This is a genomic window from Microcoleus vaginatus HSN003, assembly GCF_022701255.1.
In the GTDB taxonomy this organism is placed as follows: Bacteria; Cyanobacteriota; Cyanobacteriia; order Cyanobacteriales; family Microcoleaceae; genus Microcoleus; species Microcoleus vaginatus_B.
The window spans coordinates 2,816,955-2,833,969 of the sequence record NZ_CP031705.1 but is presented as its reverse complement, the minus strand read 5'-3'; the positions used below and the strand labels follow the sequence as shown (position 1 = coordinate 2,833,969).

The window sequence follows — 17,015 nt, the reverse complement described above, 5'->3', positions numbered from 1 at the left end:
AATATCTTAACTCATCCTGCTTCCGGCACCCTCACCTTATTACCAATCAAGTTCAGAAAACTCGTGCCAAAATGTTGAATCTCCAAAAAATTAGCATAAGCAGGAGTTGACTTGTAAACTCTAAAAGTCCGCATAATTCCTAAAGTCGCGGCACTTTCCAGCGGGCCGATAAAGCTAGTATCTCTGTCTAAAAAATGAGACTGCTTAGCCCAGTGTGCCATCTGTTCCGCATTCAAAAAATAGCAGCCGGAATGAGGATTCAACGCCCGCTCAAAAGCGACTGTTTGTTCCATAATTTTTCCCATTAACTTCCGGTGATCCTCTACATTTTGAAACGGAGAAGTAGCTGAGTCTGCTAAATCACCATCAACATAGGCTTTAAACACTGCGCCTTTAGGCGCTATTTCATAGCGATTAGGTTGTAGTAAATTCCCATTTCCCCCGTGATGCGTAAACCACTTTAATTTACTAAAAAACCACGGATCATGCAGAATTAAATCATCTTCCAAATAACAAAAATAATCGTACTTGTCTAGACACGCTCGCAAAACTGCTTGACACTCAAACCCCAATAGCAGCGGTTCGCATTTTGTAGCGTGGTGCATAAAACATCTGGGCTGCACTGGCAGTTGAGGCAACAGATGATAACCCTGAGTAGTGCAAACAACAATGTCAATTTCGTGCTGTTGAGATTGATTTGCTGGGATAGTTGCACATTCGCTAATGTCAATCATGGACTGAGATTGACCGTACAAAGCTTGCAGCGATGTCACGCAAGCGGTTAAAGCATTTAGTCGCGGTTGCGGATCATTTCGTTGGGAAGCGTGTTTCCCGTCGCCGCTGGGATTGTAAAAGTGAGCAATAGTGAAGAGAATTCGCATTGGTGTGGAGTAACAATTAGAAATTAAACAATAAAACAGAACGATCGCACAATAACCCTATAAATCTTACCGCATTTAGTCACCAAATAACTCTGGCAGGCGATCGCGCAACTCAGCATTTAAACGTGGCAACTCGTCGCGCATCTGTAAGTACCAATCTCGGCGCTGTCGGTAGTGTCCGCACAGCAAGCGGTTGTCGCGCACCCATTCGTAAGCATTCGCGGCTATTTCCCGGCGCATAGAAGTGTCAGAAATCAGCGAATTTAGTTTGGTTTCAAACTCTTTTTCATATCTATAAATCAATCCGGTTTCACCTTCGACTATCGAATGTTCGTACACAGTGGGACTGGCCAGCACCGCTACTCCCCGCGCCGCACATTCAATAAATTTTAAGTCGGATTTCGTTTCGTTAACCGGGTTGGAAACAAGCGGCAGCAAAGCTATATCGCAACTGTACATGATTTCTTGATACCGTTCGTAACTGCAAAATGGTTCAAATTCTTTTTGCTGTATTTTCAAGGATTCAAAAAATTTTCGGTCGTGGATTACTTTAACTCGAATCCGGTGCTTGTGTGTGACTAAAACTCGATTGAGTGCTGCCATAATGGGCTGCCAATCTTTTTCGCGGTTGAGTGCACCAAAAAAAATTGTGACGGTATCTTCTGCCGGATAAATTCGCGGCGGAGGTAGATAAGCTAATTGATTGGGAAATACGGCAACATTTGGATTGTAGTGCCGCAAAATTTTTGCGAGGGGTTCTGTAGAAGTTTGCACGCAGTGACAGCCGCGATAGCTGAGGTAATTATTATCTGCATATTCGCGGCGGCGGATGGGATTGTCGTCAATTTCAGCTACTATTAAATAGCCTTGTTGCAACAGTTCTTTGAGTTGGGGAATGTAGGCGGGATATTGCATAATTGTCCGCTGCCAGATGAAAACTTTTTCTTCTCCCGCCAGGGGGGGAATTAATCCTGCTGTTTTCACGCCGGATACGGTGCGGACACCGGGAATTGTGGCGCTAAATTTGTCCGGTTCCAAAACTCGCACGCGATCGCACCCTGTAGGAGCCATAATGATAGTCTGAATCAGCAGTCTGCGCGCAGGTACGGTCGATTTGGTCGATCGCACGATATAATGTTCAGCACCTGTTTCCGTAGCAAAGCTGCTCGATGTGAGCTCTAAAGCCTTTACCATTGGATGTAGTAATTCCTGAAAGTGGACAAAATTTTCGGTTTTGTGTCCCTTCCCCTGAAATTCGTAAACCTGCAATCCGGCTTGAGCAAATAGTGATTTAATACTTTCTAGGGTAAACCAGTGCTGCATCTTACTGTCGGGATTCTCCCACTGTCCCCGCAGCAGATTGACAATTCGCCGCCAGTATTGAACATTAGGGATTCTGGCGAGAATTTGCCCCTCTGGATTCAGCAAAGCACTGTACTGCTTGAGGACTTCCCAGGGGCTTTTGAGATACGGTAGCAAGTCGCCGAAAATTAAGCAATCGACGGTTCCTGGAGCGATGTCGAGACTTTCGAGAGCAATTTCTTCAATATTGGCTACAGTCACCCAGTTTAGGCGATCGACTGCAACTTTAGCTTTTTCTCGATCGCATTCAATGCCAATATACTGACAATGGGGATTGATCAGTTTGTACTGTTCGCCCGTCGAGCCCGTACCGCAGCCAATTTCGACAATGACTTTAGCATCCGGCGGTAGCAGCTTCAAGAAGTCGTGGTTGGCGCGATCGATCACTTTGTCTAAAATTCCTGATTAGTAGTTTATCCTAAAATAAAACAGAGCAACCCATGCCGACAGACAACCAGCCGAAGGTTAGCATTGCGATGCCAGTATACAATGGCGATCGCTATCTTTGTCAAGCACTAGATTCTCAGTTGCGAACTTTTTTTCTTTTCTCTTCTCTTGGTCTGCGTTAAGAGCGTTTCCTTTAAATCTTATTCACCAATCCTCCAGGATTGCTATATTTTAGCCAATATTCGGCAAAATTATAATTTCTTCTCTAGCCTACCTTTTTTTAGCGCAATTGAGCTGATCAATTAATTCTGCTTTTTCTCAAAAAATCCCCACTACACTGTGCTAAATACATTAGAAACTATGAACCCTAATCTAGGAATGAACATCGCCGGCTACATCAACGGCGAATTTGGCATAGGAGAAGGTGTCCGAGCAAACATCAGAGCCGCCGAAGCGGCCAACATTCCCTTCGCCATCAACAATTTTACCCGCAGTCCCCACCGCAAGAAAGACACCACCTATCAAAATTTTAGCGAAGATAATCCCTATCCCGTAAACTTAATTCAAGTCAACGCCGATGAAGTTGCAACCTTTATCAAACATATAGGTTCCAGTTATTTTGACAAAAAATACAATATCGGCTTTTGGGCCTGGGAACTTCCCGCCTTTCCCCCGGAATGGCAGCCCGCATTTAATCACTTTCACGAAATATGGACTTACAGCAACTATTGCGCCGAAGCAATTGCCGCAGTAGCGCCAATTCCCGTTATCAAAATCATGCCTAGTATTGCTCTCCCCGCACCTTCGCTGAACAGAGAAGCACTGAATTTACCGAAAAATAAATTTATTTTCTTGTTTGTATTCGACTTTTCCAGCCGCATCGAGCGCAAAAATACTTTAGCGACAATTCAAGCATTTAAACAAGCTTTTGGGGAAGATAACAGCGTATTATTGGTCATCAAATCTTCTAATTCCCACAAATTTTCAGCGGCGCACGCATCCTTAAACTCAGCCATAGCAAATAATTCAAATATCAAACATCTAGACGGCTATTTGTCCAAAAATAAACTTAACGGTTTGCTCTACAATTGCGACTGTTATGTATCCCTGCACCGCTGCGAAGGATTTGGCTTAACAATGGCTGAAGCCATGTTTTACGGCAAACCCGTAATTGCCACCGGCTATTCATCAAATACAGAATTTATGAATGTCGGCAACAGCTATTTAGTCAAGTATAAGTTAATCCCAATTGAGAAAGATTGCGGGCCTTACAAAAAAGGCAATGTTTGGGCAGAAGTCGATGTCGAACACGCTGCTGATTTAATGCGTCATGTCTTCAACAATTACCTGGAAGCTCAGCAAGTTGGAAAAATAGCTGCTGATGAAATTAAGACTTTACTGAATCCGCCAACTGTCGGGATAAAAATTCAAAACCGTCTGGAATATATTGCCGAAATTACAGATAATTTCAAAAGCTTGGAGCGCGGAATACGAAAAAAATCCTCTCAGGAGGCGACAGTAAAAAATGCACCACCTTTAGTTAGTATTTGTATTCCGACATACAACGGAGCGGCATTTATGGGCGAAGCGATTCAAAGTGCGATCGCCCAAACATACCCTAACATAGAGCTGATTATATCCGACGACGGTTCTACAGACGAAACAGTTGCGATCGCCCAATCCTTCCAATCGCAAACCTCACTCGATTTCCGCATCGTACTGCACCGCAACTACGGCTTATCACAAAACTGGAACTTCTGCATATCCCAAGCAAAAGGTCAATACATTAAATTTCTCTTTCAAGACGACTTGCTCGCACCCGAATGTATTCAAAAAATGGTCGAAGTCGCCCAACAGAACCCCGAAATAGGTATGGTTTTCTCCCCGCGCGGCATCACCATAGCTGAAAATGAATCTAACCCGATTTTGCGGAGTGCTTCCCACTCAATTAAAGATTTGCATAAAAGTTGGTCGAATTTAAAATCTATTCAGGCAGGAAAAGAATTACTGGCAGATACTAACTGCTTGAGCAACCCGATCAACAAAATTGGCGAACCGAGTACCGTCTTAATTGCCACGCGAGTCTTTGAAGAAATAGGATTATTTGATTCGGGATTATCTCAGTATGTAGACTTAGATATGTGGTGGCGAATCATGGGCAACTATCATATCGGATTTGTAGACGAAAAACTGTCCTCACTGCGGATTCATCCCGAACAACAAACTTGGAAAAACTTCGCGGCTGGGGAAAATCATAAAGATGTAGTAAGATTTTACAAAAAACTACTAAATAGTCCTGATTACAGTTTCTTGAATCAACAAATCAAACAGACAATCCGCCAAAAGCTGGCATTGAGAACCCAGCCGAGTTTATCGGAATTGTCAGCAATGCTTGAGCAATACAATAAATTTCCCTCAAAACAGCCTCTTCTCGCCCTGCGTGCCTACCGCCAACAGCTAGCTGAATATTGGCTGAATTTGCCAGCGAAAAAATTAGAAACGGCTTACTCGAAAGACGCGGGAAAAGCTCATAAATTGCTACTAGATAGCAGGCTAAAAAATGAAAGTTTAACCAACTCAGAACAAAGTTTGATCCAGCAGTTTTCCTCGAAACTTGCTGAAGGAGGGGAAATTGCCGAGAAGATTCAATATCTCCTCGCAGCGATGTTGTACCGCGACGCTTATCAGTTGCCACTTGAGTATAAAAATGCAGCGATTCCCCAGTGGTTTTTTGACGACTTTTTGAAATTTATATTTCAGTCTCCCGGTTATTTTCAACAAAACGGGGAAATAGAAAGGTACTCTGAATATTTCCAGCAGTTAATCAACTACGTCGCTGGTAATATCGCCAGTTTTCCCGATTCAGAAGTGTGGCGTTATTTGGCGGCTTTTATTGCGAAAAATGTTAGTTTCCAAGCTTTGTATTTGAGCGAGGTAAATCTGCTCAACATATTGAGTCAGCGATCTGATATTCTGGAATTTCATTTGAAAAATATCGGCTGTCAACTCGAATGGAATTTCCCTCCAAAAGAACCAGAAACCACTAAAATCCAAGTTGGCTTTTTGCTTGATAAAATTAGTGAGGAATTCGAGACTCGTGCAGCAATTACGAGTTTTGAATATTTAGACAGAAGCAAATTTGAAATTATCCTGTACTATTTCCAGGTACAAGACGAGCGACTGGGGAAATATTGCGAAAGTTGGGCCGACAAACTGGTGCAACTGTCAGAAGATTTGCCCCAGCAAGTCCGAGAAATTCGATCGCACGATTTAGATATTCTGGTAATCTGCACCAATACTACCAACACTTCTCAACCAAGCGCGCTGCTGTGCCTGCACCGACTAGCCCGGATACAAATAGCTCTCGGTGCATCAACCCCCGCCACCACGGGCGCCCGAAATATTGATTATTTCATTGCCGGAGATGTGACATTGGCCGCAGGTGCAGCAGCAGAGTATCGCGAACAATTAATTACTTTAAAAGGCTCGGGAGTTTGTTTAAGCTATAGTGTAGGCTCAGCACCTGCCATAGTTGAACCGACTCGTAGCAGTTGGGGAGCCACTGAGGAATCTGTAGTGTTCATGTCCGGCGCTCAAGCTTTTACAATTATCCCAGAATTGAGAGAAACTTGGGCAAAAATTATTGCGGCGGTACCAAATTCTATTTTAGTTTTGTATCCCTTTAGTTCCGCCAATGAAAACTATCCGACGGTGCCTTTTTACAAACAAATTCGATCGCTCTTTGCCGAATTTGGGGTTGACACAAAGCGCTTAGTTGTAATTAAAGCGCTGCCATCTCGCGCAGATTACATAAAATGTCTGGAATTGGCTGATATATATTTAGACTCCTATCCATACAGCAGTGCCTGCTATGCGGCAGAAGCGCTGTTGGTGGGGTTGCCTGTAGTGGTAAGAAAAGGGCAAACAACTCGATCGCGACAATCAGCCGCCGTGCTCGAAGAACTGCTAATTCCGGAACTGGTAGCAGACAGCCAGAAGTCTTATTTAGAGTTCAGCATAGCACTGGGAACCAACCCAGAACTGCGCCGGCACTACCGCGATCGAATCCAGCAAAAAATGGCGGCAAACCCCAAATATCTCGACAGTCGCGCTGGCTCGACCCAACTCGGCACACTCTTTGAAAGACTCTTCCGAGAGTGAAGGAAGAAGGAAGTTCAGCAACTAAGCAGTGTACGGGATTTAACGAATGGATGTTGAGGAAAGAAGGAAGGTGCCAGAAGTAAAGATTTTCCCACTCTCCCACTCTCGCATCCAGATACCATTATGAGAGCTGCGGGGAACCCCTCGGTAGGCAGAGCGTCAAGAAATAGACAGCAATAGCGCTAGCCCACTGACGGTCTGCTATCATCGGGGAATCGAGGGGTTAGTGGTTGTCGCTCTTTTCCTGCCACAGCTAAATTAAAAGGGGAAGCGCAAGTCAGTTGGAGATAAAAAAATGACAGGACTTTTTCAAATAGGCGATAAATTACTGCAAGCTCAGGATATGCCATCGCTCCTGAAGCGGTACCAGTTGATGCCGCAATTCTTGCGGGGTGTCATAGTAGACCAAGCGATCGCATCCTTTAGTTGCAGCGACGAAGAACGCAAATCCGCCGTGGAGAACTTTCTGGCACAACACCAACTGACAGCCCCCGAAGCTAAAGAAGCTTGGCTGCGTAGCCAAAACATGACGGAAGAAGAACTTCAAGAGATGGCCGTGAGGCCCTTGCTGATCGAAAAATTTAAGCAAGCCACTTGGAGACCTAAAGTAGATAATTATTTTTTAACCCGCAAAGCCAGCCTAGACCACGTAGTCTATTCCCTGGTACGCACAAAAAATCCAGCACTGGCAAACGAACTTTACTTTCGCATCCTCGAAGGGGAACAAACCTTTGCCGAAGTGGCCCGCGACTATTCCGAAGGGCCCGAGTCCAAGTCAGGCGGCTTGTTGGGCCCAGTACCCCTCAGCCAGCCCCACCCGGCAATCAGCAAACTGTTGTCCGTCAGCCAGCCAAATCAACTCTGGACGCCACGTCCTCTGGCAGAATGGATGGTAATTATTCGACTAGAAAAGTTCATGCCAGCCCAGCTCGATGAATCGATGCGGCTGCACTTGATTAACGAACTCTTTGAAAGCTGGCTCGCCGAACAGATCTCGCAAATAGGCCCGCTACAGCCCCTCTCTTCCGTGTCTTCAATATCATGACCGAAAGCAATTTCGTCTGGGGCCCCCGGATTTATCCGTGGAGACTTTAAAAAGCGTAGCATCCTGACAAAAAGCCTCCGGATTCATCTGTGGATTCAATCTAAAATCAAAAATCAAAAATCAAAAATCGGATGACTTCTTCCGCTGTTTCCCTCTCCCAAATTCAGGATTTCCTAGCTCAAACACCTCCCTTTGACCGACTCTCAGAGACGGCTATGTCAGCCTTGGTGGCTAAATGCCAACTCCTCGGCTACCGGACGGGGCAACCCCTGTTTGAACGGGAAAAAATGCCGACTCAGGTGGCAATTATCTATCAAGGTCAGGCCCGGCTGCTGGGCTTTGACCAGCGTTCGCAGCGCCACGTAAGTTTGCGCTTGGTGCAGTCCAAGGAAATCCTTGGCTGGGCTGGCTTGCTCAGGGGAGTTCCCTGCGAGACGGCGATCGCTTCTACAGATCTGATCGCGATCGTCATACCTGCCGAAGATTTCCTGAGCGTAGTGGAAAAACAGCCGACCTTTGGAGAAGCCTTTCGCGAACACTGTTCCTTGAGCGAAGTATTTGAACTGTTGAGCTTAGAGTTGCAGCGCCAAGCCGACGGCACTTCCAATCTCAAGGAACTCACCCTGCAAGCTTGGCAAGATGCGGCAGTTGTCAACGTGCCAAACGGCAACAAAAAAACTCAAGACCTCGCCAAAGAGCTAGATGCCGATCGAGTTTGGCTCGTCAGCAGCGGCGTCTTGGGTGACTTTCCCACCGGCAGCCGCTTCTCTGTGGAAAACGCAGCCAAATCCTTAAAAGTAGAAGGCCGCCTCGGCGCCCGCTTGGTCGGCTTCCGGGAACCCCCAGAACCCCAACCCGAAATAGAGTCATTAAATGGCACGACAGAGACAGCAGGCTCTGGCCAGAAGCCGCCCCGCGAAAAATACATCGAGGTTATAACCGGCCCAGACCGTCCCCCAGAACCAGCAAGCGGTCAAACAAAGGATGCGGCGAGATACCCAGTTTTCCGCGCCAAAGGGCAGATTGACAGTCCGCTAGCTTGCTTCCAGATGTTGAGCAAGTATTTCGGCCTTAAATTTCGTCGAGATATCATCCGCAAAGTTCTAGAAAATCAGTTAAAAACCGCTGGTTCTATCAGTATGCAAGCCTGCGGGGCGATCGCCCAAAGCATCGGCCTCACGCCCCAATTGGCGCAAGTGCCCGCAGAAGCCATCAACCGCATCAAAGCCCCCGTAATGATTAAATGGCAAGATAGCTTTGCCATTATTTACAGCATCACCGAGCAAGAATTGGTGCTCGCCACGCCCGAACAGGGGCTGATGCGGAAGCGGATACCTCAGTTTAAAGAAATCTGGGGCGAATCAGGAGAAGTCCTGCTGCTGCAAGCTCCGCAAGTCGAACAAAAAGAGCAGTTCAGCTTCTGGTGGTTTGTGCCGGCGCTGATGGAACACAAGACAGTGTTTTTTGAGGTCTTGCTCGCTTCGTTTTTTGTACAGTTATTTGGTCTTGCCAACCCATTAATCAGCCAAATAATTATTGATAAAGTATTAGGTCAGCGCAGCATTGACACCTTGGATATTTTGGGGGCATTTCTGTTAGGTGTTGCCCTGTTTGAAGGACTGCTCAACGGTTTGCGTACCTTTTTGTTTATGGACACCTCAAACCGCATCGATGTCAAATTGAGTGCGGAGGTAATCGACCACTTGCTGCGGCTGCCCCAGAATTACTTTGACAATCGGCGGGTGGGAGATCTGGTTTACAAATTCAGCATGATGGGCCAGATTCGGGAATTCATGACGAGTACAGCTCTGACAGTGGTTCTCGATGCGGTATTTTCGGTGGTTTACGTCGCCGTTATGCTCTCTTACAGTGTGCAGCTAACGTTTGTATCTTTGGCAGTGGTACCGATACTGGGGCTGATGATTGTTCTAATCAATCCGCTGGTGCTGCGCCTGATCAAACAGAGAAATATGCGTTTTGCTGACTCTCAATCTTATCTAGTGGAAGTAGTCAGCGGGATTCAAACTGTTAAGGCTCAAAATATTGAATTGAAATCCCGCTGGGAATGGTCTAGCCGCTACGCAAAATACATTACAGCCAGTTTTAAAACAATTATCACGGGGACTGCGGCCGGTACGATTAGCGGCTTTTTAAACCAGGTGGGTAACTTAGCTCAGTTGTGGGTGGGAGCTTATTTGGTACTGGGAAATGAGATTACTTTGGGTCAGTTGATTGCTTTCCGAATTATTTCCGGGAACGTGACTGGTTCGCTGCTGCGTTTTGTGAGCGTGTGGCAGAGTTTCCAAGAAGTCTCGATGTCGATCGATATGCTCAAGGATGTGGTCGATACGCCGACGGAAACCAGCGATGAAGACCGCAGCAATATCCCGCTGCCGGCAATTCAAGGTCAGGTTACTTATGAAGAGGTTTCCTTCCGATTCCTGGAGAGCGGCCCACTGCAATTGGCGAATGTGAATTTGGAATTTCCCGCTGGCAGTTTTGTGGGAATTGTGGGGGGAAGCGGTTCCGGTAAAAGTACCGCGATGAAGTTGTTGCAGCGTCTTTATCCCCCTCTGTCGGGCCGGATTTTTATTGACGGCTATGACATTTCTAAGGTGGAACTGTACTCGCTTCGCAGCCAACTTGGGGTGGTGCTGCAAGATACTTTGCTGTTTAACTGCTCGGTACAGGAAAATATTGCTCTGAGCAATCCCGATGCGAGTACGGATGAGATTGTGCGGGCTGCAAAATTAGCGGTAGCTCACGATTTTATTATGGGCTTGCCTGCTGGCTACAATACCATAGTCGGAGAGCGGGGTTCGTCGCTTTCTGGGGGTCAAAGGCAGCGTTTGGCGATCGCCCGCACGATTTTGCAAAACCCGAAACTGCTGATTTTGGACGAAGCTACAAGCGCCCTCGACTACCATTCCGAACGACAAGTTTGCAATAACTTAGCAGAAGCTTTCGCTGGCCGCACGGTGTTTTTCATTACTCACCGCCTGACTACCATCCAAAACGCCGACATAATTATTATGATGGATCAAGGTTCTGTAGTCGAGCGGGGAACTCATAAAGAATTAATGGCTCTTAAAGGGCGTTACTACTGCCTCTTCCAACAACAAGAGTCATCGAATACCTGATATCTAACAACTCACAACTGATCGCTAACGCTTAACAACTGAGAACTAACAAATGGCTATGAAATCGTTAATACTTTCTGAGCAACCAGTCATTCTCGAAAAACCAGCGATTTGGTCGCACTTGTTTTTGTGGATGATCATGCTGATGACCACTTCTGCTGTAGTTTGGGCTTATTTTGCTAGCGTAGAGCAAGCTGTCCCCGCTGTGGGTCAATTGGAGCTCAAAGATGGTGCTAGAGACATCCAAGCACCTGCTACGGGGGCAGTGGTTAGACTTCACGTTGAAAATGGCGATCGTGTGGAAAAAAACCAGCCTCTGCTCACTTTCAACCCCCTTGCACCCAGTGCCGATTTAACATCGATACAGAAAACTAAAGAAGCTCTGGAAAAGGAAAATAAATTTTACGAAGATGTTGTGAGTGGCAAAATTCAAGGCCCTGTTCCTTCTAACCTAGAATCAACAATCAAGGACAGACAGAGCCTCACGGCCCAAAATCAAGTGCTGCAAGCTTTGATTGACGAACTGTACCTCAATCGGGGAGCTAGCGGAAATTTTGATGGAGCCCAGCAAGGACTGTATGTTAATTATCGATCGGAATTTTTGTCTCGCGTCGCTGCCGCTCAAGGCCAAGTTCAGGAGTTGGAAAAACAACTGAAGCAAGCTCAGGATGCTGAGAAAGCCGCCGGCGATCAAATGACAGTGGCACAGCAACAATTGGGTTTTGCCCAAAACCAATTAAATTATGCTCAGCAGCAGTTAGGTTCTTCGCAAGAGCAAGTAAAATCAGCCCTGGCTCAGAAAGACTTAGCCCAAGAACAGTTAGCGAAATCCCAACAAGTATTGAAGTCGAATCAAAACATTCTAGGCAGACTCGCCCCCCTGGTAGAGGAAGGAGCCATCGCTGAACTGCAAAAAGAACGTCAAGAACAAGATGTTTTCAGAGGCCAAAGCGACGTTCTCAAACAGCAAGATCAAATCAAGCAGCGCGAAGGTGAAATCAACTCTCGCAAAGGCGAAATTAACACACGCCTCGGTGAAATCAATACGCGCCGAGGCGAAATTAACGCGCGTCAAGGTGACATCCAAAAAATTACTGCTGAAATACAGCGTCACCAAGGAGAGCAAGCACGTATTCAGGAGTCCATCAGCCGCGCCGAAGAACAGTTGAAAAACACGAAGGATTCCTGGGCCAAAGAACTTTATACCAAAATTGCTGAAAACGAGAAACAAATTGCTAGCAGTGATTCTCAGCTCAGCCGCTTAAAAGTGGAAAACCTGAAAAAGTTGTCCGAGGTGAACGCTCAGCTAGAAAAGGCTCAACAAAACCGCGACACTCAAGTGATGAAGGCTCCGGTATCGGGGGTAATCTTTGATTTGAAGCCTTCTACGAAGGAGAAAGCTAAGTTGGATATGGCGAAAGATCCGATATGCCAATCCATTATTAATTCGGTGTTGAAACCGGGCGAACCGCGCCCACTGCGCTGTGAAGAAGCTTATTACGAAGCGCAGCAAACTGAAAAGCTGCTCAAGGTTTTGGATGACGAAAACGGTCTGGAAGCAGTTGTTTACCTGGAAAACAGCAATGTGGCTCTGGTATTGGATGCTTTGAGACAGAAGCGGGCAAAATTGGAGCAGTATCACGGCAAGCAATTAGACGGAGAAAAGATTGACTGCGAAACAGGTAAAAGTTGCGTTTGTCCAGAGAAGGAAGTTAATAGAGAGAAACTGGGTTTGACGAAATACCAATGCGTGCCTGTGGAAGTGAATGTTGAAGCTTTCCCGGCGATGGAGTTTGGTACTGCTGAGGGTGAAGTGATAGAGATTAGCAGCGATGCTGAGCCTCCTACTGAACTGCGGAAATACTACGCTTTCAAAACCAAAATAAAGCTCAAAAATCAGAAGTTTCTTTTGAACAAGGGCAAGGCAAATGAAGTTGAGGTTAACTTGCAGTCGGGAATGTCCGTGAGTTCTAATATCAATATCGGCAAGCGGACTGTTTTGCAGATGTTTATCAACCGATTTACTGGGAAAATGGATACGTTCAAGACTATTAAGTAATTCGGTTAACCGAATTGAACGCGAGACTTTTATGCTGTTCGGAAACCCGGTTTCTTCAAGAAACCGGGTTTCTAGGTGTTATGTTTTTCAACTTGTTTGTAGTAAGGAATGCAAGTCCCGATCTGCCCAAAGTATGAGGAGTAAAGTCTTCACTACAAACTGGATAAAAATTATTTAACCGGGTTTGATATAAAATGGTGATGGCAATCAGTGCGATCGCACATTGATGAAAAAATTAATCTTATTTACTCTATATCTGATTCCTGTCCTCTTATTAATCGGATTTGTAGCGAATTTTAGCGTTAACGTTCCCGTTGATGATGAGTGGAGGTTAGCTAGGCTTTTTGAAAAAATAGCTGCGGCCAATGTAACTTTTAACGATTTTTGGGATTTGCACAGCAATCACCGCATAGTTTTCCCGAAAATAATTATTGCGGTTGTGGCTTTTGCTTCCAGATGGAATATTAATTATCAGTTGTGTGTCAGCATAGGTTTGGCTGCGATAACTTTTATCGCTATGTACAAGTTATCCTCGATGCAAGTTAAGAATGTCGCGGATGATTTGTGGCATTTAGCTAATATTTTAACTTGTATTTTGCTTTTCTCTCTAGTTCAGCACGAAAACTGGCTTTGGGGATTTCAATTAGCGTGGTTTTTAGTCAATTTGTGTTTTGTAGCTGCGGTTTATGTGCTGAGTTCAAATCGCGAATTTTTGCCTAATATAGCCTTCTTTAATCAGATGAAACAGAGATGTTGCACCCATCTCGATAAGCTATTTAGGAACGGGCAAGATGCCCGTTCCACAAAAATTCAATGTTCTTGTGGAACGGGCAAGATGCCCGTTCTTGAGAATGATGCAACACCTCAGATCGAACAGAGTACGGACACGGCACTTTGGTGTCCCTACAATATTCAAATATCGATTGCTGCTTTATTCTGCTTTATTGCTAGTTTTTCCCTCGCGCAAGGCTTGCTGTCTTGGGTGGCTGCAATTCCGGCTGTGGCGGCTTTAGAAGGAAATGCGGTAGAAAAAAGAAAAAGATTGATTCTATGGATATTGCTGTTTGCTGCAACTTGTGCTGTTTACTCAATTGATTATCATCCCAGTCGAAAAACAAGTATTATTTCATTGTTGAATAAGCCCCTGGTGGTAATTGATTACTTTTTGAGTCTGTTGGGTTCGCCAATTGTGCGATCGCCTGGAATTTCAGCATTGGTTGGATTGCTAATATTTGCAACTTTCTTATTTTTGGGATTCCACTTTGGGAGAAAGATTACCGAGCATCGTGAGGCTTTACCTTGGCTGTCAATAGGTTTGTTTTCGGTTTTATCGGCTCTGTTTATTACGGCTGGTAGGGCAGAATTTGGGGCGATTCAGGCGATTGAATCGTCGAGATATACGACTAATTCGATTTTGCTGTTAATTGCTTTGGTTCAGCTCGGTCAATTGTTTTTCCGAGGTAAGATTGCTACCATAAATCGCCACTATAAATTTGTTTATCGGGTGTTAGCAGGGCTGTTAATTGGGATAATTATTGTTAACTCTCAGCAGGCGATCGCCCAAACTAGATCGGCACTTCTTTACAAAAAAGGCGCTCAAGATTGTTTGCAGTTAATTGACTATCTGGAACCGTCGGATTTTTTCAACAATTCGCCGGAAAGCTGTTTGAGGGTGCTGAGCAAAAAAAATTGGCTGGTGAGAGAAGGCGCTGCAATTATCGATAAAATAGGTTGGCTCAAGTTCGCGAAAAATGTAGATTTTATTTCTAATACCGAGAAAGTTTACGGTTATTTAGACAAACCTCAAACTACCGATAAATCCTTGACTGTTAAGCAAAATGATGCTGTCAAGGCTGCTGGTTGGGCGGTTTTGCCAGAAAAATTGCAACAGCCGAATATTGTACTGCTATCTGTCGGCGAGAAAAAATCTTTTTTTGCTAACGCTTATGTAAATTTGGACAGTCCCGACATCGCTAAGAGTTTAAAATCTGAGTTGTACAACAATGCAAGGTGGGCTGTGGATTGGTCGAATAATAATTTGCCGATCGCCCAAACGGAAATTAAAGCTTGGGTGTATAATCCTGTTGACAACCAGTTTGTCCAGTTGCGCGGAGGATGAGGAGTGAAAATTTCTGTGATTATACCAGCCCACAATGAGGAGGGCTGTTTGTACGGTACTGTGCGGGCGATCGCCCAGACGCTCGATTTAGAAGGCATTCCGCACGAAATTTTGATTGTGAATGACAACAGTGTCGATCGAACTATTGATATTTGCCAGGAGTTGTCAGAGACTTTTCCCACAGTTAGATACATCAACAATCAACCTCCCAACGGTTTCGGATTTGCTGTGCGCCGGGGATTGGCGGAATTTGACGGAGATGCTGCGGCAATTGTGATGGCGGATGCTTCCGACGATCCGATGGATTTGGTAGCAGGATACCGCAAATTGCAAGAAGGATATGATTGCGTTTTCGGTTCCCGCTTTATCAAAGGTGGCTTTATAGTTGATTATCCAATTCACAAGTTAGCAATTAACCGCTTAGCAAACTGGTTTGTCAAAAGTATTTTCGGCTTGCGCTACAGCGATGTCACCAATGCTTTTAAAATTTACCGCAGAGAAGTAATCGAAGGCGTGCAACCGATTTTGAGCCATCATTTTAATTTGACAGTGGAACTGCCTTTAAAAGCTATTGTTCGGGGTTTTTCCTATACGGTGATTCCTCTGAGATGGTACAATCGGACGGCGGGTATTTCTAAGCTTAAAATCAAAGAGATGGGCAGTCGATATTTGTTTATTGTCTTGTATGTCTGGCTGGAAAAACATCTCTCTCGCGGCGACTACCACCGGACTAGAAAGATAGCAAAGTTGAAAGTGAATGCCTGAGAGAATTTTAATTGTTGGTGGTGCGGGTTTTATCGGCAGTTGTTTGGCAATTGGCCTGAAGAAACTGCACCCGGAATGGCAAATAATTTGTTTAGATAACCTGCGTCGCCGGGGCTCGGAATTGAATCTTCCTCGGCTTAAAAGTTGCGGTATTCAGTTTGTTTACGGGGATATTCGCACAGCGGCGGATTTAGATCCAGTTGCACTCAATGCTGACTGCATTATAGATTGTGCTGCGGAGCCTTCTGTGCTGGCTGGTTTTAGTTCGCCTCAGTACGTTTTGCAGACGAATTTACTGGGCACTGTGAATGTTTTGGAGTTGGCGAGACAGACTGGTGCGAGTTTGTTGTTTTTGTCTACGAGTCGGGTTTATCCGATCGCCAGTGTCAAGTCTGTTAAGCTGTTGGAATTGCCGAATAGATTTGCGATCGCCCCTGAGCAAACTTTACCCGGTATATCCGAGTTGGGCATATCAGAAGACTTCCCATTAAAAGGACACCGTTCGCTGTACGGAGCAACTAAATTAGCTTCGGAATTGCTGATTGAGGAATACAGGGAAGCATACAATGTGCCGGCAATTATTAACCGCTGCGGGTTAATTACGGGTGCTTGGCAAATGGGTAAAGTCGATCAGGGAGTTTGCGGTTTGTGGGTGGCTGCTCACTATTTTCAAAAGTCGCTGAATTACATCGGTTTTGGTGGCAGTGGCAAGCAGGTTAGGGATTTACTGCACGTTGAAGATTTGTTGAGGTTAGTTAATTATCAGTTAGAACATTTTGCTGAATTTGATGGCGAAGTTTTTAATGTTGGCGGCGGTTTGAGCAACAGTCTTTCTTTGGTTGAGACAACTGATTTGTGCCAAAAGATTACGAATAAATCGATTTCAATTAATCCTGTGTTGGAGGAACGCGCGGGGGATATTCCGATTTTTATTACTGATTCTTCTAGGGTGATGGAGAAAACAGGATGGCGGCCTGTTATTGGGCCGGAAGCAGCTTTGCAGGATATTTATGATTGGATTGCTGCTAATGAGGTGGTGTTAAGTTCTATTTTGTAGGGATTTTGGAACCGCAGGTGCAGGAAGATGTGTTGTGCA

The 17,015-nt window shown here is 45.3% G+C and carries 10 protein-coding genes; 8 read left to right on the top strand and 2 right to left on the bottom strand.

Features of this window, described 5'->3' with window-relative positions:
* Positions 1 to 11: 11 nt before the first annotated feature.
* Both D0A37_RS12295 and D0A37_RS12290 read right to left on the bottom strand, forming a co-directional pair.
* Entirely contained in the window at positions 12 to 881 is an 870-nt protein-coding gene (locus D0A37_RS12295) for a calcium-binding protein (RefSeq protein WP_242724558.1), read from the bottom strand.
* A 75-nt stretch (positions 882 to 956) separates the two neighbouring features.
* Positions 957 to 2,630, bottom strand: a complete 1,674-nt coding sequence (locus D0A37_RS12290; protein WP_242724557.1) for a methyltransferase domain-containing protein — start codon at positions 2,628 to 2,630, stop codon at positions 957 to 959.
* Positions 2,631 to 2,683: 53 nt separating this feature from the next.
* Here D0A37_RS12290 and D0A37_RS29005 point away from each other — a divergent pair, with 53 nt between their 5' ends.
* From D0A37_RS29005 to D0A37_RS12255, 8 genes are all read left to right on the top strand, one after another.
* Positions 2,684 to 2,812, top strand: a complete 129-nt coding sequence (locus D0A37_RS29005; protein WP_278187194.1) for a hypothetical protein — start codon at positions 2,684 to 2,686, stop codon at positions 2,810 to 2,812.
* Between the two features lie 178 nt (positions 2,813 to 2,990).
* Entirely contained in the window at positions 2,991 to 6,791 is a 3,801-nt protein-coding gene (locus D0A37_RS12285) for a glycosyltransferase (RefSeq protein WP_242724556.1), read from the top strand.
* A 295-nt stretch (positions 6,792 to 7,086) separates the two neighbouring features.
* On the top strand, positions 7,087 to 7,836 hold the full coding sequence (locus D0A37_RS12280) for a peptidylprolyl isomerase (protein ID WP_006632223.1): 750 nt from the start codon (positions 7,087 to 7,089) through the stop codon (positions 7,834 to 7,836).
* Positions 7,837 to 7,967: 131 nt separating this feature from the next.
* Positions 7,968 to 10,976 (top strand): peptidase domain-containing ABC transporter, encoded by a 3,009-nt coding sequence (locus D0A37_RS12275; protein WP_242724555.1) that lies wholly within the window; start codon positions 7,968 to 7,970, stop codon positions 10,974 to 10,976.
* Between the two features lie 58 nt (positions 10,977 to 11,034).
* Complete coding sequence (locus D0A37_RS12270; RefSeq protein WP_242724553.1) at positions 11,035 to 13,035, top strand: HlyD family secretion protein; 2,001 nt, start codon at positions 11,035 to 11,037, stop codon at positions 13,033 to 13,035.
* Positions 13,036 to 13,261: 226 nt separating this feature from the next.
* A complete protein-coding gene (locus D0A37_RS12265; RefSeq protein ID WP_242724551.1) occupies positions 13,262 to 15,154 on the top strand; it encodes a hypothetical protein in 1,893 nt (630 codons plus the stop codon).
* Between the two features lie 3 nt (positions 15,155 to 15,157).
* Positions 15,158 to 15,919, top strand: coding sequence for a glycosyltransferase family 2 protein (locus D0A37_RS12260; RefSeq protein ID WP_242724549.1), 762 nt, complete (start codon positions 15,158 to 15,160; stop codon positions 15,917 to 15,919).
* Entirely contained in the window at positions 15,912 to 16,976 is a 1,065-nt protein-coding gene (locus D0A37_RS12255) for an NAD-dependent epimerase/dehydratase family protein (RefSeq protein ID WP_242724548.1), read from the top strand. The genes D0A37_RS12260 and D0A37_RS12255 overlap by 8 nt, the downstream gene beginning before the upstream one ends.
* Positions 16,977 to 17,015: the final 39 nt, after the last annotated feature.

Excerpts from the sequence above, each read along its gene's own strand:
- D0A37_RS12295 (WP_242724558.1), bottom strand. The coding sequence starts at position 881 with ATGCGAATTCTCTTCACTATTGCTCACTTTTACAATCCCAGCGGCGAC.
- D0A37_RS29005 (WP_278187194.1), top strand. The coding sequence starts at position 2,684 with ATGCCGACAGACAACCAGCCGAAGGTTAGCATTGCGATGCCAGTATAC.
- D0A37_RS12285 (WP_242724556.1), top strand. The coding sequence starts at position 2,991 with ATGAACCCTAATCTAGGAATGAACATCGCCGGCTACATCAACGGCGAA.
- D0A37_RS12280 (WP_006632223.1), top strand. The coding sequence starts at position 7,087 with ATGACAGGACTTTTTCAAATAGGCGATAAATTACTGCAAGCTCAGGAT.
- D0A37_RS12275 (WP_242724555.1), top strand. The coding sequence starts at position 7,968 with ATGACTTCTTCCGCTGTTTCCCTCTCCCAAATTCAGGATTTCCTAGCT.
- D0A37_RS12270 (WP_242724553.1), top strand. The coding sequence starts at position 11,035 with ATGAAATCGTTAATACTTTCTGAGCAACCAGTCATTCTCGAAAAACCA.
- D0A37_RS12265 (WP_242724551.1), top strand. The coding sequence starts at position 13,262 with ATGAAAAAATTAATCTTATTTACTCTATATCTGATTCCTGTCCTCTTA.
- D0A37_RS12255 (WP_242724548.1), top strand. The coding sequence starts at position 15,912 with ATGCCTGAGAGAATTTTAATTGTTGGTGGTGCGGGTTTTATCGGCAGT.